At 70.3% G+C, this 22,332-nt stretch carries 21 protein-coding genes; 12 read left to right on the forward strand and 9 right to left on the reverse strand.

The features are described 5' to 3' along the window. Positions 1-13: 13 nt before the first annotated feature. The 5 genes from OG842_RS10710 to OG842_RS10730 form a co-directional block, all read right to left on the reverse strand. Positions 14-814 carry an ABC transporter permease gene (locus OG842_RS10710; RefSeq protein ID WP_266729399.1) on the reverse strand — a complete coding sequence of 267 codons (801 nt, stop codon included), beginning with the start codon at positions 812-814 and terminating at the stop codon, positions 14-16. Beyond that, positions 814-1,743, reverse strand: coding sequence for an ABC transporter permease (locus tag OG842_RS10715; protein WP_266729400.1), 930 nt, complete (start codon positions 1,741-1,743; stop codon positions 814-816). The genes OG842_RS10710 and OG842_RS10715 overlap by 1 nt, the downstream gene beginning before the upstream one ends. Next, positions 1,740-2,888, reverse strand: a complete 1,149-nt coding sequence (locus OG842_RS10720; RefSeq protein WP_266729401.1) for an ABC transporter ATP-binding protein — start codon at positions 2,886-2,888, stop codon at positions 1,740-1,742. The genes OG842_RS10715 and OG842_RS10720 overlap by 4 nt, the downstream gene beginning before the upstream one ends. Before the next feature lie 66 nt (positions 2,889-2,954). After that, positions 2,955-4,205: an ABC transporter substrate-binding protein gene (locus OG842_RS10725; RefSeq protein WP_266729402.1), complete on the reverse strand. Its 1,251-nt coding sequence runs from the start codon at positions 4,203-4,205 to the stop codon at positions 2,955-2,957. Positions 4,206-4,247: 42 nt separating this feature from the next. Beyond that, positions 4,248-5,762 (reverse strand): gamma-aminobutyraldehyde dehydrogenase, encoded by a 1,515-nt coding sequence (locus OG842_RS10730; RefSeq protein WP_266729403.1) that lies wholly within the window; start codon positions 5,760-5,762, stop codon positions 4,248-4,250. A 216-nt stretch (positions 5,763-5,978) separates the two neighbouring features. Between OG842_RS10730 and OG842_RS10735 the strand changes: the two genes are divergently transcribed. After that, entirely contained in the window at positions 5,979-6,518 is a 540-nt protein-coding gene (locus OG842_RS10735; protein WP_401876704.1) for an NADAR family protein, read from the forward strand. Positions 6,519-6,621: 103 nt separating this feature from the next. On the opposite strand, the gene OG842_RS10740 is transcribed toward OG842_RS10735, so the two are convergent. Beyond that, a complete protein-coding gene (locus OG842_RS10740; protein ID WP_266729405.1) occupies positions 6,622-7,350 on the reverse strand; it encodes a DUF4190 domain-containing protein in 729 nt (242 codons plus the stop codon). A 25-nt stretch (positions 7,351-7,375) separates the two neighbouring features. Between OG842_RS10740 and OG842_RS10745 the strand changes: the two genes are divergently transcribed. The 6 genes from OG842_RS10745 (at position 7,376) to OG842_RS10770 (ending at position 13,554) form a co-directional block, all read left to right on the forward strand. Next, positions 7,376-8,518 (forward strand): adenosine deaminase, encoded by a 1,143-nt coding sequence (locus tag OG842_RS10745; RefSeq protein WP_401876706.1) that lies wholly within the window; start codon positions 7,376-7,378, stop codon positions 8,516-8,518. A 22-nt stretch (positions 8,519-8,540) separates the two neighbouring features. Continuing rightward, positions 8,541-9,245, forward strand: coding sequence for a glycerophosphodiester phosphodiesterase (locus OG842_RS10750; RefSeq protein ID WP_266729407.1), 705 nt, complete (start codon positions 8,541-8,543; stop codon positions 9,243-9,245). 183 nt (positions 9,246-9,428) lie between these two features. Then, positions 9,429-10,229, forward strand: coding sequence for an SAM-dependent methyltransferase (locus OG842_RS10755; protein ID WP_266729408.1), 801 nt, complete (start codon positions 9,429-9,431; stop codon positions 10,227-10,229). 13 nt (positions 10,230-10,242) lie between these two features. Further along, entirely contained in the window at positions 10,243-11,496 is a 1,254-nt protein-coding gene (locus tag OG842_RS10760) for a sensor histidine kinase (protein WP_443063974.1), read from the forward strand. Further along, positions 11,493-12,158, forward strand: a complete 666-nt coding sequence (locus tag OG842_RS10765) for a response regulator transcription factor (protein ID WP_323185726.1) — start codon at positions 11,493-11,495, stop codon at positions 12,156-12,158. The genes OG842_RS10760 and OG842_RS10765 overlap by 4 nt, the downstream gene beginning before the upstream one ends. A gap of 199 nt (positions 12,159-12,357) precedes the next feature. Further along, the gene (locus OG842_RS10770) at positions 12,358-13,554 is read left to right on the forward strand and encodes a serine hydrolase domain-containing protein (protein WP_266729409.1); all 1,197 of its coding nucleotides are present in this window, start codon (positions 12,358-12,360) and stop codon (positions 13,552-13,554) included. 1 nt (position 13,555) lies between these two features. Here the strand turns inward: OG842_RS10770 and OG842_RS10775 are convergent, their stop codons facing one another. The 3 genes from OG842_RS10775 to OG842_RS10785 all read right to left on the reverse strand — a co-directional run bounded on the left by OG842_RS10775 (position 13,556) and on the right by OG842_RS10785 (position 16,947). Beyond that, positions 13,556-14,101 carry a hypothetical protein gene (locus OG842_RS10775; protein WP_266729410.1) on the reverse strand — a complete coding sequence of 182 codons (546 nt, stop codon included), beginning with the start codon at positions 14,099-14,101 and terminating at the stop codon, positions 13,556-13,558. Between the two features lie 53 nt (positions 14,102-14,154). Beyond that, a complete protein-coding gene (locus OG842_RS10780) occupies positions 14,155-15,318 on the reverse strand; it encodes an ABC transporter substrate-binding protein (RefSeq protein WP_266733519.1) in 1,164 nt (387 codons plus the stop codon). Between the two features lie 189 nt (positions 15,319-15,507). After that, positions 15,508-16,947, reverse strand: coding sequence for a gamma-aminobutyraldehyde dehydrogenase (locus OG842_RS10785; protein WP_072487207.1), 1,440 nt, complete (start codon positions 16,945-16,947; stop codon positions 15,508-15,510). 178 nt (positions 16,948-17,125) lie between these two features. Here OG842_RS10785 and OG842_RS10790 point away from each other — a divergent pair, with 178 nt between their 5' ends. From OG842_RS10790 to OG842_RS10810, 5 genes are all read left to right on the forward strand, one after another. Continuing rightward, a complete protein-coding gene (locus tag OG842_RS10790; RefSeq protein WP_176729251.1) occupies positions 17,126-17,617 on the forward strand; it encodes an Lrp/AsnC family transcriptional regulator in 492 nt (163 codons plus the stop codon). Next, a complete protein-coding gene (locus OG842_RS10795; protein ID WP_266729411.1) occupies positions 17,602-18,981 on the forward strand; it encodes an aspartate aminotransferase family protein in 1,380 nt (459 codons plus the stop codon). The genes OG842_RS10790 and OG842_RS10795 overlap by 16 nt, the downstream gene beginning before the upstream one ends. A gap of 279 nt (positions 18,982-19,260) precedes the next feature. Then, entirely contained in the window at positions 19,261-19,998 is a 738-nt protein-coding gene (locus OG842_RS10800; protein WP_266729412.1) for an ABC transporter ATP-binding protein, read from the forward strand. Continuing rightward, the gene (locus OG842_RS10805; protein WP_266729413.1) at positions 19,980-21,158 is read left to right on the forward strand and encodes a hypothetical protein; all 1,179 of its coding nucleotides are present in this window, start codon (positions 19,980-19,982) and stop codon (positions 21,156-21,158) included. Before OG842_RS10800 ends, OG842_RS10805 begins: the two co-directional genes overlap by 19 nt. Positions 21,159-21,211: 53 nt before the next feature. Continuing rightward, positions 21,212-22,330 (forward strand): LOG family protein, encoded by a 1,119-nt coding sequence (locus OG842_RS10810; protein WP_266729414.1) that lies wholly within the window; start codon positions 21,212-21,214, stop codon positions 22,328-22,330. Positions 22,331-22,332: the final 2 nt, after the last annotated feature.

Genomic DNA, 22,332 nt, shown 5'->3' on the forward strand with positions numbered 1-22,332 from the left:
CCTTCAGGGCTTTCTATCGTGCGCTGTTCTTGCGCCGGTTCGCGATGAGCTGGCCGACGACGACCACCATCACGGCAATGATGAACATCGCCGTTCCGATGACGTTGATCTGCACGGGCGTGCCGCGCTGTGCCGATCCCCAGACGAACATGGGGAAGGTCACGGTGGAGCCCGCGTTGAAATTGGTGATGATGAAATCGTCGAAGGAGAGCGCGAAGGCGAGCAGCGCTCCCGCGGCGATTCCGGGGGCGGCGATCGGCAGCGTCACCCGCAGGAAGGTCTGCACGGGTCCGGCGTACAGATCGCGGGCCGCCTCCTCCAGCCTCGGGTCCATCGACATCACGCGCGCCTTGACGGCCGTCACGACGAAGCTCAGGCAGAACATGATGTGCGCGATGAGGACCGTCCAGAAGCCCAGCTGCGCGCCCATGTTGAGGAAGAGGGTGAGCAGCGAGGCGGCCATGACGACCTCGGGCATCGCCATCGGCAGGAAGATCAGCGAGTTGATCGCGCCGCGTGCCCGGAAGCGGTAGCGGACCAGCGCGAAGGAGATCATCGTGCCGAGGACGGTCGCGCCGACGGTGGCCCAGACGGCGATCTGCAGGGACAGCGAGAGCGAGCCGCACATGTCGGCGACGCCGCAGGGGTCCTTCCAGGCGTCGAGCGAGAAGCGCTGCCAGGAGTAGTTGAAGCGCCCGTTCGGCTTGTTGAACGAGAACACCATGACGACGATGTTCGGAAGGATCATGTACGCGAGGGTCAGCAGACCCGCGATGACGATCAGATTCCGGCGTATCCAGCGCAGTACGGGCATCAGACCAGGTCCTCCGTCCCGGAGCGGCGGATGTAGACGGTGACCATGATCAGGACGACCGCCATGAGGATGAAGGAGAGCGCGGCCGCCGTCGGATAGTCCAGGACCCGCAGGAACTGGGTCTGGATGACGCTGCCGACCATCTTCGTGTCGGTGGAGCCCAGCAGTTCCGCGTTGACGTAGTCACCGCTGGCCGGGATGAAGGTGAGCAGCGTTCCGGAGACGACACCCGGCATGGAGAGCGGGAAGGTCACCTTGCGGAAGGTGGTGGCGGGGGTGGCGTACAGGTCGCCGGCCGCCTCGTGCAGCCTGCCGTCGATCCGCTCCAGCGAGGTGTAGAGCGGCAGGATCATGAACGGCAGGAAGTTGTACGTGAGACCGCAGACCACCGCCATCGGGGTGGCCAGCACGCGGTTGGACTCGGTCCAGCCGAGCCAGCTGGTGACGTCCAGGACGTGCAGGGTGTTCAGTACGTCGACGACCGCGCCGCCGTCCGCGAGGATCGTCTTCCAGGCGAGCGTGCGGATCAGGAAGCTGGTGAAGAACGGCGCGATGACCAGCACCAGGACGACGTTGCGCCAGCGGCCCGCCTTGAACGCGATGAGGTAGGCGAGCGGGTAGCCGAGCAGCAGGCACAGGATGGTGGCGGTGCCGGCGTAAAGCAGGGACCGGACGAACTGCGGGTAGTAGTCCGTCAGCGCGTCCCAGTAGGTCTGGAAGTGCCAGGTGACCTCGAATCCCTTCTCCAGGGATCCGGTCTGCACGGAGGTCGACGCCTGGTAGACCAGCGGCAGCGCGAAGAAGACCAGCAGCCACAGGATGCCGGGGAGCAGCAGCCAGTACGGGACGAGGCGCTTACGGGTGGAGGGCTTGCGCAGCACGAGCTCCGCCGTGACGGGCGCCGGTGGCGCCTCCTTGGTGACGGTCACGCCGCGTCCTCCACCGTCTCCACGCCGGCGTCGATGTCCTGGGCTGCGTCCAGTCCGAAGGTGTGCGCGGGGTTCCAGTGCAGAACGACCTCGGCCCCGGCGGTGAGCCGCGCGTCGCGCTCGATGTTCTGCTCGTAGACCTGAAGCGCCTTCCCCGCCGGGCTCTCCACCACGTACTGCGTGGACACGCCGATGAAGCTGGAGTCGACGATCCGGCCGGTGACCCGGTTGCGGCCGTCGGCGATCGCGTCCGCGTCGTCGGCGTGCGCGAGCGAGATCTTCTCCGGGCGGACGCCGAGGAGCAGCTTGCCGCCACTCGTGGTCGGGGCCGTGCACCGGTCGGCGGGCAGCCGCAGCTTCCCGCCGCCCGCCGCCACCACGATGTCGGTGCCCGCGGAGACGGTCTCGCCCTCGATGAGGTTGGAGGTGCCGAGGAAGTTGGCGACGAAGGTCGTCCTCGGGTTCTCGTACAGATCGGCGGGGGCGCCGAGCTGCTCGACGCGGCCCCCGTTCATCACCGCGACGGTGTCGGCCATGGTCATGGCCTCCTCCTGGTCGTGGGTGACGTGGATGAAGGTGATGCCGACCTCGGTCTGGATGCGCTTGAGCTCCAGCTGCATCTGGCGGCGCAGCTTGAGGTCGAGGGCGCCGAGCGGCTCGTCGAGCAGGAGCACCTGCGGGTGGTTGATCAGAGCGCGGGCGACGGCGACGCGCTGCTGCTGGCCGCCGGAGAGCTGGTGCGGCTTGCGCTTGGCGAAGTCGCCGAGCTGGACGAGCTCCAGCATCTCGTCGACCTGTTTCTTCACCGACTTGATGCCGCGCCGGCGCAGGCCGAAGGCGACGTTCTCCGTGATGTCGAGGTGCGGGAAGAGCGCGTAGCTCTGGAAGACCGTGTTGACGGGCCGTTTGTACGGGGGAAGCCCGGTGATGTCGCGGCCACCGAGCGAGACCGTGCCGGTGGTCGCCTCCTCCAGGCCCGCGATCATCCGCAGGGTGGTGGTCTTGCCGCAGCCGGACGCGCCGAGCAGCGCGAAGAAGGAACCCTGCGGGACGGTGAGATCGAGCGGCTTGACGGCTTCGAAGGAGCCGTACGACTTGCTGATCCCGGTGAGGCGGACGTCGCCGCCGGTCTGCTGCTGTGTCATGGATCGCGGTCCCAGTGGTGTCAGAGGGAGATCAGGAGGGGGTGCGGAGGGGGTGCGGAGCGGCGGTCAGGCGCCGATGAGCTTGGCGAACTTCTCTTCGTACGCCGTCTCTTCCTTGCTGGTCAGAGAGCGGAAGGCATGCGACCGGGACGCCATCTCCCTGTCCGGGAGGATCAGGACGTTGTCGGCCATCGCCCGGTCGATCTTCGCCAGCTCGTCACGGACCCCGTCGACCGGGCAGACGAAGTTGATGTACGCGGCGAGTTTCGCGGCGACCGACGGCTCGTAGTAGTAGTCGATGAGCTTCTCGGCGTTGGTCTTGTGCCGGGCGTTCACCGGGACCATCAGGTTGTCGCTGGATATGACGTAACCCGCGGTGGGTATCGCGTACTTGATGTCCGGGTTCCCGGCCTGGAGCTGTATGACGTCGCCGGCCCATCCGACGCAGGCGGCGATGTCGCCCTTGTCGAGGTCCGCGGTGTAGTCGTTGCCGGTGAAGCGGCGGATCTGGTTCTTGTCCACGCCCTTCTGGAGGCGGCCGATCGCGGCGTCGTAGTCGGCGTCGGTGAAGTTGCCGGGGTCCTTGCCCATGTCGAGCAGGGTCATGCCGATGGTGTCGCGCATCTCCGAGAGGAAGCTGACCCGGCCCTTGAGCTTCGGGTCGTCCAGCAGCTGGCTGACGGAGTCGACCTTGCGGCCGCCGGTCGCCTTGGAGTTGTAGGCGATGACGGTGGGGATGCCCGCCCAGGGGTAGGAGTGGGCACGGCCCGGGTCCCAGTCCGGGGAGCGGAACTGGGCCGAGAGGTTGGCGTAGGCGTGCGGCAGGTTCGACGCGTCGAGCTTCTGCGCCCAGCCGAGCCGGACGATGCGGGCGGCCAGCCAGTCGGTGACGCAGATGATGTCGCGGCCGGTGTCCTGGCCGGCCGCGAGCTGCGGCTTGATCTTGCCGAAGAACTCGACGTTGTCGTTGATGTCCTCGGTGTACTTGACCTTGATCCCGGTGCGCTCGGTGAACGCCTCCAGGGTGGGCCGGTGCTTGCCGTCGTCGGTGACGTCCATGTACTCGGTCCAGTTGGAGAAGTTGATCTGCTTCTCCTCGGCCGAGTGGTCGTCGGACGCCGCGGCGGCATCCCCCTCCCGCTTGGCGGGCGGGATGCCGCACGCGCTCAGCGTGCCCAGCCCGCCGATCGCCAGCGCCCCCATGCCGGAGGCGCGGATCAGCGATCGGCGGGTCAGAGCGCCCCGGCCGCTGGTGAGGCTGCGTCGCATCGCGGCGATCTGGGCCGCGGAGAGGCGCTCGGGCTCGTACTGCTCCATGCGCGTTGCCCTTTCGGGTGTGTGTGGCCTGGGTCGGCCGGCTTATCGGTCCCCGAAGATCGTGCGGTGCCAGTCCTTGCGGGCGACCGCTGTGTTGTCGTACATGACGTGCTTGACCTGTGTGTACTCCTCGAAGGAGTACGAGGACATGTCCTTGCCGAAGCCGCTGGCCTTGTATCCGCCGTGCGGCATCTCGCTGATGATCGGGATGTGGTCGTTGACCCAGACGCAGCCCGCCTTGATCTCGCGGGTGGCGCGGTTGGCGCGGTACAGGTCGCGGCTCCAGGCGGAGGCGGCGAGTCCGTACGGGGTGTCGTTGGCGAGGCGGATGCCCTCGTCGTCGCTGTCGAAGGGCAGCACGACCAGGACCGGGCCGAAGATCTCCGACTGGACGATCTCGCTGTCCTGGGCCGCTCCGGCGACCAGCGTCGGCCGGTAGTAGGCGCCTGCCGCCAGTTCGCCGCCGGGGGCCTCGCCGCCGGTGACGACGGTGGCGTACGCGCGGGCCCGCTCGACGAATCCGGCGACCCGGTCGCGCTGGGCGTGGCTGATCAGCGGACCGAGGTCGGTCGACGGGTCGAAGGGGTCGCCGAGCCGGACGGTCTCCATGAGCTCGGCGACGCCCTGCACGAAGGCGTCGTACAGCGGGCGCTGGACGTAGGCGCGGGTGGCGGCGGTGCAGTCCTGGCCGGTGTTGATGAGCGCTCCGGCGACCGCGCCGTTGACCGCGGCTTCGAGGTCGGCGTCGTCGAAGACCACGAAGGGGGCCTTGCCGCCGAGTTCGAGGTGGAGGCGCTTGACGGTGGAGGTGGCGATCTCCGCGACCCGCTTGCCGACGGCGGTGGAGCCGGTGAAGGAGGTCATCACGACGTCCGGGTGGCCGACGAGGTGCTCGCCGGCGTCCTTGCCCGCGCCGGTGACGATGTTGATCACACCGTCGGGGATCCCGGCCTCGGTGGCCGCCTGGGCGAACATCAGCGAGGTCAGCGGGGTGATCTCGGCGGGCTTCAGCACGATCGTGTTGCCCGCGGCGATGGCCGGGAGGACCTTCCAGGCGGCCATCTGGAGCGGGTAGTTCCAGGGCGCGATGGAGCCGACGACGCCGATCGCCTCGCGGCGTACGTAGGAGGTGTGGTCACCGTCGTACTCGGCGGCCGACTTGCCCTCCAGGTGGCGGGCGGCCCCGGCGAAGAAGGAGGTGTTGTCCACGGTGCCGGGCACGTCGAACTCGGTGGAGAGTTTGATCGGCTTGCCGCACTGGAGGGACTCCACGTACGCGAAGTCGTCGGCCTGCTCGGCGAGGACGGCGGCGAAACGGTGCATCGCCTCCGCCCGCTCGGCGGGCGTCGCGCCCGACCAGCCGGGGAACGCCTCGCGTGCGGCCGCCACGGCGGCGTCCACGTCGGCGGTGCCCGCCAGCTCGTAGCGGTAGACGGTCTCGCCCGTCGCCGGGTTCACCACGTCGTGGTGACGTCCCGATGTTCCGGACCGCAGCTTTCCGCCGATGTACTGTGCGCCGTCCGCGAAGCGGTCCCGCACCTGGATGCCGTTGCCCATGACGATCTCCTCCGCCGCGTACCCCGGAGTGCGGGGGCGGCGTAGCCTCTGCTCGATTTGAGTGCCGATCCTGGCAGAGGGGATCTACCCCAACAAGTGATTCCGTTGTTGCCTTTTGGTTACGCGACGGAATCTGTCGACCATGTGTCGCGTCAGTGCAGAAATCCCCGTACGGAGTGTCAGTGGCGAATGCCAGAATCGCATGTCATGGAACACATGGACGATCTCCTCGCGCGGGCCGCGCGCGGCGAGAAGGTGAAGTACCTGCATTTCTGGGGGCACCGCCCCCGGCCCGACGGCCGGATCGGTACGAGCTGCCTCAGTCAGTGGTGGCCGTCGCGCTTCACGGTCGACGGTGTGACCTACGCGTCGGCCGAGCACTGGATGATGGCCGGCAAGGCGCGGCTGTTCGGCGATGCGGAGTCGGAGGCCGCGGCGGTGGCGGCGAAGAGCCCGGCGATGGCGAAGAAGGTGGGCCGGCTGGTCCGCGGATTCGACGACGCGGTGTGGGAGCGCGAGCGGTACGGGCTGGTGGTGGCCGGCAGTGTGCACAAGTTCGGCGGCGATCCGGAGTTGCGGGAGTTCCTGCTGAACACCGGGGACCGGGTGCTGGTCGAGGCGAGCCCGATGGACCGGATCTGGGGCATAGGCCTGGCGGCGGACGACCCGCGGGCGGCGAATCCGGCGAGCTGGCGGGGGCTGAATCTGCTGGGGTTCGCGCTGATGGACTCGCGGGCGGAGCTGCGCACTTCATGAGGCGCGCCGCGTCATGAAGCACCCCGGACGCCCGACGGCCGAAAGCCCGATGGCCCGGCTGCGGGAGCCGGGCCATCGGGAGCGGGACTGACTGCGGGACCCGCTAGCGGGTGACCTCGAGGACCAGCGACGTGGAGTACGGGTCGTCGTTGTAGGTGCTCTCTTCGAAATCTTCACCGTGGGCGACGAACACCCAGATGAAGAAGCTGATGATCGCGACGCCGAAGACGATGCCGATGGCCCCCATGATGATCCCGGCGAGCGCCTGACCGCTGTTGGTCGCCTCACCGCGCTGCACCCGCTTGCGGCCGAGGATGCCGAAGATCAGGGCCAGTGCGCCCAGGACCAGGCTGGGTATCCCGTAGATGCAGAACAAGCAGACGGCCAGGATGCCGAGCACCATGGCCGCGGTACCCATGCCGTTGGAGGGCGGCGGACCGCCCCAGGGCGCCTGGTTGTAGCCGGGGTACCCCGGGTATCCGCCGTACTGCGGGACGGGCGGTGCGGCCGGGTAGCCGTACTGGCCCGCGACCGGTGGGACCGGCTGGCCCGGTCCGTTCGGTCCGACCGGCGGCGGCGGAACCTCGCCGGGGCCGGGGCCGAATCCGGGCACCGGCCCGGTCTGCGCCGGCGAACCGAATCCCGGCGGTGTCGAATCAGCGGGTTCGGGGCCGTCCCCGGCGCCCGGCATCGAGGCGACTGTGGGCTGGTTGTGCACAGCGGGCGGGCTGGGATCGCCGGCCGGCTTCTCCAGCGGCACCTTGCTGTCCGGCGGAGCCCACGGATCGCGCGGCGCGGCCCCACCCTCTGGCTGCTCTGTGTTGTCTGACATGGGCCTCCCCCATCGTGGTCCCGTCATGCTACGGCCCCGCTGCGCACCGCTGGGCCCGGCCTACGATGATCCCCGTCCCCTGCCCGGCCGACCGTGCCCGGCACCCGAACCGTTCCACGCCCCGGAGAGTCCGATGACCGATCTGCACCCCTTCATCGCGGGGCTGCCCAAGGCCGAGCTGCATGTCCACCACGTCGGGTCCGCCTCTCCGCGTATCGTCGCCGAGCTGGCCGCGCACCACCCCGACTCCAAGGTCCCCACCGACCCGGAGGCGCTCGCCGACTACTTCACCTTCACGGACTTCGGGCACTTCATCGAGGTGTACCTCTCCGTCGTGGACCTGATCCGCACCCCGGAGGACGTCCGCCTGCTGACCTTCGAGGTCGCCCGCGACATGGCGCGGCAGAACATCCGTTACGCGGAACTCACGGTGACCCCGTTCTCCTCGACCCGGCGCGGCATTCCGGAGCAGGCGTTCATGGAGGCGATAGAGGACGCCCGCAAGGCCGCCGAGGCCGAGCTGGGTGTCGTGCTGCGCTGGTGCTTCGACATTCCCGGCGAGGCCGGGCTCGAATCGGCAGAGGAGACCGCCCGGCTCGCCGTGGACCTGCGGCCCGAGGGGCTGGTCTCGTTCGGTCTCGGCGGTCCGGAGATCGGTGTGGAGCGCCCGCAGTTCAAGCCCTACTTCGACCGGGCGATCGCCGCGGGCCTGCACTCGGTGCCGCACGCCGGGGAGACCACCGGCCCGCAGACCGTCTGGGACGCCCTGATCCACCTGCGCGCCGAGCGCATCGGCCACGGCACCAGCTCCGTCCAGGACCCGAAGCTGCTGGCCCACCTCGCCGAGCACCGCATCCCGCTGGAGGTCTGCCCGACCTCGAACATCGCGACCCGCGCGGTGGCCGACATCGAGCAGCACCCGGTCAGGGAGATGGTGGACGCAGGCGTCCTGGTCACCATCAACAGCGACGACCCGCCGATGTTCGGCACCGACCTCAACAACGAGTACGCGGTGGCCGCCCGCCTCCTCGGTCTGGACGAGCGGGGCCTCGCGTCGCTGGCGAAGAACGCCGTCGAGGCGTCGTACCTCGACGCGGCCGGCAAGCGGACGCTGGCCGCCGAGATCGACACGTACACGGCCAACTGGCTGGGGCGCACGGGCCGGTGATCCCGGTGGCCACAATGGCCCCATGGTCACCTCAGTCACCGCCGTGGCCCACCGCGGCGATCCCTACCGTGTCCGCGAGAACACGCTGCCCTCGATCCGCTCCGCGCTCGGACGAGGGGCGGACGCGGTCGAGATCGATGTACGGCTCACCCGGGACGGCGTGCCGGTCCTGCTGCACGACGCCACGCTGAAGCGACTGTGGGGTCACGATGTGCGGCTCGACCGGCTGACCCACGCGGAGCTCACCGAGCTGACCCGGGGCGGCGTGCCCACCCTGCGCGAGGCGCTGCTCGCCGCCGGGGCGCACCGCGTCATGGTCGACCTCCCGGGCTCGACGGACGGCTCCGTGCCGAGGATCGTCGGTGTCGTGCGCGAGTGCGGGGCCGGTGAGCGGGCGTACTACTGCGCGGGGGCCGGGGCGATGCTCCGGGTTCGGGCCGCCGACCCGAGCGCCGAGATCGCCCTGACGTGGACGAGTCCCGCGCCGCCGCGCGCCGCGCTCCTCGACGCGGTGCGGCCGCGCTGGCTGAACTACCGGTTCGGCCTGGTGGACCCGGAACTGACCCGGCGGCTGCACCGGGACGGGCTGCTGGTCTCCGCCTGGACGGCCGACACCAGGCGGACCATGCGCCGCCTCGTCCGGCACGGCGTCGACTCGATCACCACCAACCGGGTCGACGTCCTGCACGACGTCCTCGCCAACTCCCCCGCGAACCGCCCCCGTTGACCGGCCGGGCAGCGCGGGCCCGCCGGGCCGCTCCCGTTGAAGTCCGGCTCATGGCCGCGCCAATCCGCGCCTGTCGACCGGTCCGGCATCATGACCGCGCCGAACCGCTCCCGTCGACCGGTCCGGCATCATGGGCCCGCCCCATCGTCCGTGATGCGGGCCCGGCGCAGGAGGAGCAGCGACATGACCGATCCCCGCACCACCCCCGTCCCCGACCGCATCCGTACCGACGTCGCCCACAACGCGCGGGTCTGGAACCACTGGCTCGGCGGCACAGACAACCACCCCGTGGACCGCGCGGTCGGCGACCGGGTCACGGCCATGTACCCGAGCATCGGCGAAGTGGCGCGCGCCGACCGGGCGTTCCTGGAGCGGGCGGTGCGCTATCTGGCCGGTGAGGCGGGGATCAGGCAGTTCCTGGACATCGGCACCGGCCTGCCGAGCGCCGGAAACACCCACGAGGTCGCCCGGCGCACCGCGCCCGACTGCCGCGTCGTGTATGTCGACAACGATCCGACGGTGCTGGCGCTCGCCCGGACGCTGCTCGCCGGATCGCCTCAGGGCGCGACCGAGTACGTCGACGCGGACGCCCGGGACCCGGAGCGGATCCTGCGGGCGGCGCAGCCGACGCTCGACCTGGGGCGGCCGGTCGCGGTCATGCTCCTGGGCATTCTGAACTTCGTGCTCGACACGGACGAGGCGCGGCGCATCGTCCGCACGCTGATGGACGCGCTGCCCTCGGGCAGCCATCTGGTGCTCACCCATCCCACGCTGGAGCTGGGCGGCGAGGGCAACGAGGCGGCGATGCGGTTCTGGAACGAGAACGCCACCCCGCCGATCACCGCCCGCACCCGCGCCGAGTTCGCCGCGTTCCTGACCGGGCTCGACCTCGTGGACCCGGGCGTCGTGTCGTGCGCGCACTGGCGCGGTGAGCCCGGTGCGGCACAGGTCGCGCAGTTCGGCGCGGTTGCGCGGAAGCCCTGAGGGCGCCGGTCCGATGCGCATACGGGACATCACCGCGAGAGTGCCGGGACTCGCCCCGGGGGCCGGCCCCCTCGGATTGGACCTGCTCATCGTCCTTCTGGTCCAGGCCGCCATGACCATGCCGTTCGTCGTGCCGCGCGCCCCGGAGCTGCCGGAGGCGACGTGGACGTCGTACGGGCTGACCACCCTGATGGTGCTGCCGCTGGTGGCCCGCCGCCGGGCGCCGGTCGCGGTCCTCATCGCGGTGTTGGCCGCCGGCGCCCTGTACACGTTCACCGTCGACGGGCCGGGGCAGCCGCTCCCGTACACCGGTCTCGTGGCGTTCTACACGGTGGCCGAGCTCTCCTCGCCGCCGAAGCGGATCGGGATCGCGGTGCTCACGGTGGCGGCGGTGCTGGTCTCGGTCGGACTCGACGGCGAGGACATGCGGGAGCTGCTCTTCTCCCTGTTCGTGTTCGCGGCGGCCTACGCCTTCGGCCGGTTCACGGTGACGCGCAGGGCCTATCTGCGCGCGGTGGAGGACCGGGCCCGTCAGCTGGAGCTGACGCACCGGATCGAGGCCGAACAGGCAGCGGCCCGCGAACGGGCCCGGATCGCCCGGGAGATGCACGACATCCTGTCCCATGCGGTGAGCCTGATGATCGTGCAGGCGGAGGCGGGACCGGTGACGGTCCGCACGGCGCCGGAGCGTGCCGAGGCGGCCTTCGACGCGATCTCGGAGGCGGGCCGGGACGCGATGGCACAGCTGCGCCGGATGCTCGGTGTGCTGCGCGAGAACGAGGGCGCACCGGACGCGCCGCGGGAGCCCCAGCCCTCGCTGGCCGGACTGCCGGGGCTCGTGGAGCGGGTGCGCGGCAACGGTCCGGCGGTCTCGTACGAGGTCACGGGCAGCCCCGGCTCACTGGACCTGGCGGTCGAGGCGACCGTCTACCGGATCGTGCAGGAGGCGCTGACGAACGTGGTCAGGCACGCTGACGCGAGCACGGTCGGCGTCCGGCTGGAGCACGGACCCGACGCGCTGACGCTCACCGTCACCGACGACGGACGGGGCCCCGAGGGCGGCGCCGGGCTGGGACTGATCGGCATCCGGGAGCGCGCCGCCGCGCACGGCGGCACGGCCGGTACCGGCCCCGGTCCGGGCGGGCGGGGGTTCCGGGTCCGGGTGACGATCCCGCGGGCCCGGCCGGAGACAGGGGCAGGGGCGAAGACGGAGACAGGGGTGGAGACGAAGATGGAGACGGAGCAGGGGACAGAGGTGGGAAGTTGACGATCCGTGTGGTGGTGGCCGACGACCAGGAGCTGGTGCGCAGCGGCTTCGCGATGATCCTGGACGCGCAGCCGGACATCGAGGTGGTGGCCGAGGCGGGCGACGGCCGGGCGGCGGTCGAAGCGGTACGGCGGCTGGCGCCCGACGTGGCGCTGCTCGACATCCGGATGCCCGGCACGGACGGCATCGAGGCCTGCCGCACCATCAGCGCCGGGACCGGCTGCCGGACGGTCATGCTGACCACCTTCGACTCCGACGAGTACGTCTACGAGGCCCTGCACGCGGGCGCGAGCGGTTTCCTGCTCAAGGACGTCCGCCGCGACGACCTGGTGCACGCGGTACGGGTGGTGGCGGCCGGGGACTCGTTGCTGGCTCCTTCGGTGACGCGCCGGCTGATCGCCGAGTACACCTCGCGCCCGCCGGCCGCGGCCGTGGCACCGTCGGCGCGCCTGGACGTACTGACCGCCAGGGAGCGCGAGACGCTGCTGCACCTGGCCCGTGGGCTGTCGAACGCGGAGATCGCGGCGGCGCTGGTCGTCAGCGAGCACACGGTGAAGACCCATGTCGGCAATGTGCTGTCCAAACTGGGGCTGCGCGACCGGATCCAGGCGGTGATCTGCGCTTACGAGTGCGGTGTCGTGACTCCCTCTCCGGAATCGTGACCCTCTCTCCGGCTCCGGTCGTGTCTCTGTCTCCAGCCGTGTCTCCCTCTCCGGGGGGAGGTCCGGCATCCGGCTCCCCCGCGCAGGGGAGCCCGTCTCCCCCGGGCAAACCCCCGGGCGGGGGATCCGCCCGAGGGCGCTGATCAACAGGATGGAGTCCGTGAGCAGTTGAGGATTCCACGCCCAGGAGGCACCCGTCATGAACGTCCGCATGTCCAGCACCGCCCTCGCAGCCGCGCTCGTCCTCGGCATCGCCGCGGGCCCCGCCTCACCGGCCCTGGCAGCCGGTACCGGGGCCTCGGCGGCCACGGGCCACTCCGTTCAGAGGGCTCCCGTCACAGAGGCTCCGGACGCCGAGGCGCTGCGGACCGCCATCGCCGGCCTCCCGAAGGACGACGCCACGGCCGCGCTGGTGCGGGTCTCGGGCTCCGGGGGCGACTGGCGGGGCAGCTCCGGCGTCCACGACCTGGCCTCCGGGCGGCCGGCGGACCCGGACGGCCGCTTCCGGGCCGGTTCGGTGACCAAGGTCTTCACGGCGGCCGTCGTGCTTCAGCTGGCCGAGGAGGGCAGGCTCGGCCTGGACCGCCCGGTCCGGCGCTATCTGCCGGATCTGATCCCGGCGGCGTACAAGGACGTCACGGTGCGCCAACTGCTGAACCACACGAGCGGCATCCCTTCCGTCGGCTCCGGCGGCGACCTGGACGACTGGTACGCGCACCGCTTCGACCTGCACGACCCGGAGCGGACCGTGCGCGAAGCCACCTCCCAGGAGCCGGACTTCGTGCCCGGCACCCAGCAGCACTACGCCAACATCGGCTACACCGTTGCGGGCCTGCTGATCGAGCGGGTCACGGGCGACAGGTACGCCTCGCAGGTCTCCCGCCGCGTCCTGGAGCCCCTGCGCCTGAAGGACACGTACTTCCCCGGCGCCGATCCGGCGATCCGCGGACCGCACAACCACGGCTACCAGCTCTTCGGCACGGGCGAGCTGCGCGATGTGACGGTGTGGGGGGCGACGGACGCCTGGGCGGCGGGCGACCTGATCTCGACCACCGCCGACCTGGAGCGTTTCACCCGGGCGCTGTTCGGCGGGCGGGTGGTGCGCGGTCCGCTGCTCCAGGAGATGTTCACGCTGCCCGACGCCTCGGTGCGTGAGTACGGCACGGGCAAGCCCGCCGCGTACAGCGCGGGTCTCTCGGTGATGCGGCTGGGCGGACGCGAGGTCTGGGGCAAGACGGGTGGCCGCTGGGGCTACAACACCGTCGTCGCGGCCACCCGTGATCTCTCCCGGACCCTCGTCTACAGCGTCAACTCGACGGACGCGAAGGGGGACGACATGAACCCCACGGCGATGAACATAGTCGTGGCGGCCTTCGGCGCCCCGTCGGCCGGGTGACTCAGAGAGCCTGAGCGGTCGTCGCGGCGGGCTCCGGCCGCGGTGTCCCCTCCAGGGCCTCCAGCCGCTTGATCATGCGGCGCACCACGAGCAGCGGGATCACCCCGAAGACGCCGAACGACATGTCGATGACGGACCACCAGAAGGGGATGCCTCGGATGGGTCCGCAGATCAGCGCGAGCGGGATGATCCCGGCGCAGGCGATCATGCCGAACTCGATGACCCAGATGTTGCGCACCGGGTCGCGGTAGGGGCCGTAGAAGGCGACCGCGATGACCAGGTGCGCGAAGGCCAGCCAGTCAGTGCCGTACAGCACGAAGGGGTACTTCGCGTCGGCCTCGTCGAGGCCGGTGCGGACCTTGGTGATCCACTCCATCAGTGCCGGGAAGTGCTCCGGAACGGGAGAGGCCGAGGACCTCAGCAGGTCCTCGGCCCAGTGGAGTTCATGGACGAGCGGAAAGGCGGTCAGCCCGCTCAGTACAAGACAGACGATAAAGACGGCCAACCACACACGTATGCGCCTCAGCAGGGCTCTTCGCTCGCTCATGTCCGCAGCGTACGCCCGCGTTTACCGGCCCCTTACGCCACCCCTGGTAAGGCTCACAGGCCGACGATGGAGTTCCATTTCTTCGCGAACCCGGTGCGTTCCTCGGAGGTGATGTCGCGGGCGATCGCGAGCCTCTTGCGCATCGCGTCGTCGGGGAAGATCAGCGGGTCCTCGGCGAGCTCGGCGGTCTCCTTGTCCTTCGCGGAGGCCAGCACGTCGCGGGCGGCCGGGACGGGGCAAACGTAGTTGACCCAGGTGGCCAGCTCGGCGGCGACCTCCGGCTCGTAGTAGTAGTCGATGAGCCGCTCCGCGTTGCGCTTGTGGCGCGCGAGGTTGGGGATCATCAGCGACTCCGCCCAGAGCTCGGCGCCCTCCTCGGGGACCACGAACTCGATCTCCGGGTTGTCCGCCTGGAGCTGGATGACGTCGCCGGAGTAGGCCTGGCAGGCGAGCACGTCGCCGGTCGACAGGTCCTTGATGTAGTCGTTGCCGGTGAAGCGGCGGATGTGCCGCTTCTTCACCAGCTTCTCGACCTGGTCGCACACCCGGTAGAAGTCGTCCGGCTGCCAGCGGGTGATGTCGACGCCGTTGCCCTGCATCAGCAGGGCCATGGACTCGTCGAGCCCGGACATCAGCGTCACCTTGCCGCGCAGGTCGTCCGCCCACAGATCGCTCAGGTGCTTGATCTCGCGGCCGAGCTTCTTGCGGTTGTACGCGATGCCGGTGATCCCGGACTGCCAGGGAACGCTGTGCATCCGGCCCTTGTCGAAGGCGGGCGAACGCAACTGCGGATCCAGGTACTTGGCGACGTTCGGCTGCTTCGCCCGGTCCATCTCCTGCACCCAGCCCAGCCGCACGAACCGGGCGGACATCCAGTCGCTGATGACGATCAGGTCCCGGCCGGTCTCCTGGTGGTTCATCAGCGCCGGGCTGATCTTCCCGAAGAACTCGTCGTTGTCGTTGATCTCCTCGGTGTACGTGACGGAGATCCCGGTCCGCTTCGTGAACGCGTCGAGGGTGGGCCGCTTCGACTCGTTCTCGTCGTCGGTGTCGATGTAGAGCGGCCAGTTCGCGAAGTGCAGGGTGTGGTCGCTCGCCGAGGTGTCGCGTCCGGCGCGGTCGCCGGGTTCCACATAGGCGGCGGGCACTCCGCAGCCGGCCAGCGTGACACCGGCGGCCGTGGCTCCGAAGGCACGCAGCACGGACCGGCGGGACATGGGGTTCTTCGGGGTTGCTCGCACCTGCGCAGGATGCCGGTCGGCCGGCGGTGCGGGCAATGGACCAACCGTCCAGCGCCACCCGCTCCGTCCGCACACCCTGTCGATGCGAGCGGAACGGGACGGCCCGGGGAACGGGGACGGCCCCGGGCGAGTGCCCGGGGCCGTGACCTGCCTGCTGACGGGATATCAGCCGTCGAGCGAGGTCATGACGTGCTTGATGCGGGTGTAGTCCTCGAAGCCGTACGCGGAGAGGTCCTTGCCGTAGCCGGACTTCTTGAAGCCGCCGTGCGGCATCTCGGCGACGAGCGGAATGTGGGTGTTGATCCACACGCAGCCGAAGTCGAGGTTCTTGGACATCCGCATGGCGCGGGCGTGGTCCTTGGTCCACACCGAGGAGGCCAGGGCGTACTCGACGCCGTTGGCGTACTCCACGGCCTGGGCCTCGTCGGTGAACTTCTGGACGGTGATGACCGGGCCGAAGACCTCGTTCTGGATGATCTCGTCGTCCTGCTTGAGGCCGGAGACGACGGTCGGGGCGTAGAAGTAGCCCTTGTCGCCGACCCGGTGGCCGCCCGCCTCGACCTTGGCGTGGGCGGGGAGCCGCTCGATGAAGCCGCTGACCTGCTTCAGCTGGTTGGCGTTGTTGAGCGGGCCGTAGAGCACGTCCTCGTCGTCCGGCTGCCCCGTCTTGGTGTCGGCGGCAGCCTTGGCGAGCGCGGTGACGAACTCGTCGTGGATGGACTCGTGGACCAGGACGCGGGTCGCGGCCGTGCAGTCCTGACCGGCGTTGAAGTAACCCGCGACGGAGATGCCCTCGACGGCCTTGGCGATGTCGGTGTCCTCGAACACGACGACCGGGGCCTTGCCGCCGAGCTCCAGGTGGACCCGCTTGACGTCCTTGGAGGCGGACTCGGCGACCTGCATGCCGGCCCGTACCGAGCCGGTGATCGAGGCCATCGCCGGGGTCGGGTGCTCGACCATCGCGCGGCCGGTGTCCCGGTCGCCGCAGATGACGTTGAAGACACCCTTGGGCAGGATCTGGCCGATGATCTCGGCGATCAGCACGGTCGACGCCGGGGTGGTGTCGGACGGCTTGATGACGACGGTGTTGCCCGCGGCGAGCGCCGGGGCGAACTTCCAGACGGCCATCATCATCGGGTAGTTCCACGGCGCGACCTGCGCGCAGACGCCGACCGGCTCACGCCGGATGATGGAGGTCAGACCCTCCATGTACTCGCCGGCCGAGCGGCCTTCGAGCAGCCGGGCCGCACCCGCGAAGAAGCGGATCTGGTCCACCATCGGCGGGACCTCTTCGGTACGGGTCAGTTCGAGCGGCTTGCCCGTGTTCTCCGACTCGGCGGCGATGAGGTCCTCGGCGCGCTCCTCGAAGGCGTCCGCGATCTTCAGCAGGGCCTTCTGACGCTCGGCGGGCGTGGCGTCGCGCCAGGCGGGGAAAGCGGCCGCGGCGGCGTCCATCGCGGCGTCGACATCGGCCTGCCCGGAGAGCGGCGAGGTCGCGTAGACCTCTTCCGTCACCGGGTTGATCACATCGATGGTCCGCCCGTCAGCGGCGTCCCGGAATTCTCCGTTGATGTAGTTGCGCAGACGGCGCACCTCGGTGGTCACAACCACCCCTCCTGTCGACACGTCCAATGGGTGAGATGCCCAGGGTAGTCGCTCGGGTGTCGCTTTCGACATGCCCAACCGCCGTGAACTTCGGATTCAGTTAGATCTGGACCCTCAAACAACGAATTTCATCGATCTGGGCTTGCCAGACCGACGAGTCCCGGTGCACAGTGGATGCGTGGCCAGTCGCAGCGCAGACTCCAGGACCGGGAACGGATCGTCACCAGCGGTCGATGCCGTCTCCCTCGCAATCATCGAGCAGCTCCAGGAGGACGGACGCCGTCCGTACGCCGCGATCGGCAAGGCCGTCGGCCTTTCCGAGGCGGCCGTGCGACAGCGGGTCCAGAAGCTGCTCGATCAGGGCGTGATGCAGATCGTCGCCGTCACCGATCCCCTCACCGTGGGGTTCCGGCGGCAGGCGATGGTCGGCATCAATGTCGAGGGAGACCTCGATCCCGTCGCCGAAGCGCTGTCGGCCATGGCCGAGTGCGAGTACGTGGTGATGACCGCGGGCTCCTTCGACCTGATGGTGGAGATCGTCTGCGAGGACGACGACCACCTGCTGGAAACGATCAACAAACGCATCCGGGCCCTCCCCGGTGTGCGCTCCACCGAGAGCTTCGTGTACCTGAAGCTCAAGAAGCAGACCTATATGTGGGGAACCCGATAGCCGTGAGCAAGGACCTCAGCCAAACCGCGTACGACCACCTGTGGATGCACTTCACCCGCATGTCGGACTACGAGAACGCGCCCGTTCCCACCATCGTGCGTGGCGAGGGCACCTACATCTTCGACGACCAGGGCAAGCGTTACCTGGACGGCCTGTCCGGCCTGTTCGTGGTCAACGCCGGCCACGGCCGTCACGAGCTCGCCGAGGCCGCGTACAAGCAGGCCCAGGAGCTGGCCTTCTTCCCGGTGTGGTCCTACGCCCACCCGAAGGCCGTCGAGCTGGCCGAGCGCCTGGCCGACTACGCCCCGGGCGACCTCAACAAGGTCTTCTTCACCACCGGTGGCGGCGAGGCCGTCGAGACCGCCTGGAAGCTGGCCAAGCAGTACTTCAAGCTCCAGGGCAAGCCGACCAAGTACAAGGTCATCTCGCGCGCGGTCGCCTACCACGGCACCCCGCAGGGCGCCCTGTCCATCACCGGCCTGCCGGCCCTGAAGGCCCCCTTCGAGCCGCTGGTCCCCGGCGCGCACAAGGTGCCGAACACCAACATCTACCGCGCCCCGATCCACGGCGACGACCCCGAGGCCTTCGGCCGCTGGGCCGCCGACCAGATCGAGCAGGAGATCCTCTTCGAGGGCCCGGACACCGTCGCCGCGGTCTTCCTGGAGCCGGTGCAGAACGCCGGTGGCTGCTTCCCGCCGCCGCCCGGATACTTCCAGCGCGTCCGCGAGATCTGCGACAAGTACGACGTGCTGCTCGTCTCCGACGAGGTCATCTGCGCCTTCGGCCGTCTCGGCACGATGTTCGCCTGCGACAAGTTCGGCTACGTGCCGGACATGATCACCTGTGCCAAGGGCATGACCTCGGGCTACTCCCCGATCGGTGCCTGCATCGTCTCGGACCGCGTCGCCGCGCCGTTCTACGAGGGTGACAACACCTTCCTGCACGGCTACACCTTCGGTGGCCACCCGGTCTCCGCGGCGGTAGGCCTCGCCAACCTCGACATATTCGAGCGCGAGGGCCTCAACCAGCACGTCCTGGACAACGAGAACGCCTTCTTCACGACGCTGCAGAAGCTGCTCGACCTGCCGATCGTCGGCGACGTCCGCGGCAACGGCTTCTTCTACGGCATCGAGCTGGTGAAGGACAAGGCCACCAAGGAGACCTTCACCGACGAGGAGACCGAGCGCGTCCTGTACGGCTTCCTCTCCAAGGCGCTGTACGACAACGGCCTGTACTGCCGGGCCGACGACCGCGGCGACCCGGTCGTCCAGCTCGCGCCGCCGCTGGTCTCCGACCAGTCGACGTTCGACGAGATCGAGGGCATCCTGCGCACCGTCCTCACGGAGGCATGGACCAAGCTCTGACCGGCACGACGACCGGCGGCCCGACCACGGATCGGCCGCCGGTCGGACCGCCCCGTCGCTTGACCATCGCTTGACCACTGTTTGACCGGCTTCCAGCCGTCATCCTCATACGGTCCACACGGCCCGGATGCGCCCATTCGAGTGGGAAGGGGCGCATCCGGGCCGTGTGCTGTGCGCTCACCGCGGTTCGAATCCTTACGGTGCCGAGTGACCGATCGGCCCCGATTTCGTTCCCCCGTACGGGGGACGGGAATTACGATCTGAACCGAGGTGTACGCCATGGTGGCCCCGCCGGACAACGACGTGATCTGGGCGCGCTCCCTGCAACATTCCCACAACGGCTCACCCGCGCTCGGCGGCGTATCCCTGGGCGTCCGTGACGGCGAGATCCTCGCCGTGACCGGCCCCCGGGGCTGCGGCAAGACGACCCTGCTGCACTGCCTGTCCGGTCAGCTGGTGCCCGAGCAGGGCGAGGTGTGGTTCAACAGCGTCCCCGTCCACACCATGGGCCCCCGGCTGCGCGAGCGGCTGCGCCGCGACCGGTTCGGCTGGATCGCCCCCGAACCCCAGCTGGTGCCCGAGCTGAACACCTGGGAGAACACCGCCCTACCGCTGCTGCTGCGCGGCGCCTCGCACCGGGAGGCGAAGAAGGCCGCCCTGGAGTGGCTGGAGCGGCTCGACATCGGCGCCTGCGCCAGGCAGCGGCCGCACACCCTGCTCCAGGGACAACGCCAGCGGATCGCCGTGGCCCGCGCCCTGGCGGCCGCCCCCACGGTGATCTTCGCCGACGAACCGACCGCGACCCTGCACCGCAGCGACCGGACGCATGTGCTGCGCACCCTCACCAGCGCGGCCCGTTCGCACGGCATCACGATCGTGCTCGCCACCCACGACGCGGAGATCGCCGCCCTTGCCGACCGCACGGTCCCGCTGCTGGACGGCCGTCGCGTCGCGACCGTCGCCCTGCCCGCCGGGTCCGATACGGAGGGCCGCGCGGCGTGCTCGCTCTCCGTCTAGCCCGGGGTTCCCATCCGCTGGTCCTGCTGAGGCGGCTGCTGGTCGCCACCGCCTCGGCCGGTGTCGGCTTCCTGCTGCTGTGCGCCCTGGGCTACGCCTCGGCGCACCCGGCGCACTCAACCGGCGCCGTGCTGCGCCTGCTGTGGTGCTTCGTGCCGCTCGCCGCCACCGTTCAGTTCGCGATCGCGGTGGCACGTACCGACCCCAGCACCCGGCCGCGCTCCGGGCTGTCCGCCGTGGGCCTCGGGCCGGTCCGGCTCGCGGTGCTCGCCGCGGTCTCCACCGCCGTCTCCTGCACCCTCGGGTCGATGGTGGCGCTGCTGTTCTACCTGCATCTGCGCGGTGATCTGTCAGGGCTGCCGTTCGACGGCGCCGCGGCCGGACTGCTCGACGCCGAGACCCCGCTGCCGTCGGCTGCCGCGCTGGTGCTGCTGGCCCTGGTCCCGGTGGCGGCGGCGACCGCGAGCGCGCTCGCGCTGCGCGCCGAGCCGGTGGCCTCGGCGGCCCCGGACGACTCGGAGGTCCTGACGGAGCCGGAGGCCCCCGGTCCGGCCGCGCCTCCCACGGGGCTGCCGTGGGGCGTGGCGCTGACCGCGGCGGGCCTCGCCGTCGAGGCGTACATGAGCCGGGGCGACGGCCGCAGCCTGCTCCCGCTGCCCAGCAGGCTCGACGCCACCCCGACCGGGGTGCTGGTGGGGTGGACGCTGACGGCGGCCGGTCTGGCCATGGCGGGCCCGGGGCTGGCCTATCTGTGCGGGCGGCTGCTGCAGGCGGCGCGCCCCGGCGCCGTCCGGCTGCTGGCCGGCCGGGTACTGATGGACGAGTCGCGCCGGATCGGCCGGCCGCTCGGTGTGGTCTGCGCGGTGCTCGCCGCGGCGGTCGCCGCCTACGCGCTCTACGGGACGAAGGCCCACCCCCTCGGCCCGCTGACGGTCCTGGGCGCGGTGCTCGTGCTCGGCTGCACGACGGCGACGCTGATGACCTCGGCACTGGAGGCGAGGCAGGCGCGCGCGCAGACGGCGCGGGCGCTGCTGCGGCTCGGCGCCCCGGTATCGGCGCTGCGGGCCGCGACGGCCCTGCGCGCCGCCGCCCTGCTGATCGTCTTCGCCCCGCTGACCTGGCTGATCGCCGAGCTGGCCGCACTGCCGCTGACGGCCTGAGCACGCGCGCCACGGACCACGCCCCGCACCCGGCCGCTACGTAGCATGACAACGTGGACAATCCGGACGATGTCGCTCCCCCGCCCGGCCCCGAGATCGAGTCGCTCGCCGAATTCGACGAGGCGGTCGCCTCGGGGTCGCTGGCCGGGCACCGGGTGCAGTCGGTCGACCTGACGGACCGCGGCGCCGCCCTGCTGGCCGCCGACACGGCGGGCGCCGTCTTCCTCGGCTGCAGGATGGAGCCCGGGGCAACGGCGAAGGTACGGGCCGACGGCGCGTTCGTCTTCCCGCCGGTGCCCGGACTCCCCTTCGATCCGTACCGCGGCCTGCTCTACACCCCCGACGCGCTCTACGAGGGGCTGTCGGACGGCGGTTACGCGGCCACGCCCGACGCCCGCGCGTACCGCTGGTTCCAGCAGACCCGGGCGAACGGCGACACCCTCGCGTCGATGCTGCGGGCGCTGCACGACGACGCGGTCTCCGACGCGCTGGACGAGTTCCTCACCGGCGCCCGCGTGGTCGGGGTGATGGGCGGCCACGCTACGGCCCGCGGCAGCGCCCCGTACGCGGCCGCCGCCCGGCTGGGCCGGACCCTGGCCCGAGGCGGTCTGACGGTGGCCACCGGCGGCGGTCCCGGCGCGATGGAGGCCGCGAACCTCGGGGCATACACGGCGCCGCACCCCGATCCAGTACTGGACGAGGCCTGCGCGCTGCTGGCCACAGCCCCCTCGTTCACCCCGTCGGTCACCGACTGGGCGCTGGCCGCCTTCGACGTACGGCGGCGCTGGCCGGGCGGCGGCGGTTCCGTCTCGATCCCGACCTGGTTCTACGGGCACGAGCCGCCGAACCCGTTCGCGGACCGCATCGCCAAGTACTTCGCCAACGCGCTGCGCGAGGACGGACTGCTCACCCGCTCCACGGCGGGCGTGATCTTCCTGCCCGGCGCGGCCGGCACCGTACAGGAGATCTTCGACAACGCGACGCCGAACTACTACGGCTCGCTCGGCGGGCCGACCCCGATGGTGCTGGTGGGCCGCGCCCACTGGACGCGCGCCCTGCCCGCGTGGCCGCTGCTGCGCGCGCTGGCCGCCGACCGGGCGATGGAGTCCCGGATCGCGCTCGTGGACACGGTGGACGAGGCCCCCAAGGCACTCGCCCGGTTGTACGCGTAGGT

It is taken from the genome of Streptomyces sp. NBC_00376 (assembly GCF_036077095.1).
In the GTDB taxonomy this organism is placed as follows: Bacteria; Actinomycetota; Actinomycetes; order Streptomycetales; family Streptomycetaceae; genus Streptomyces.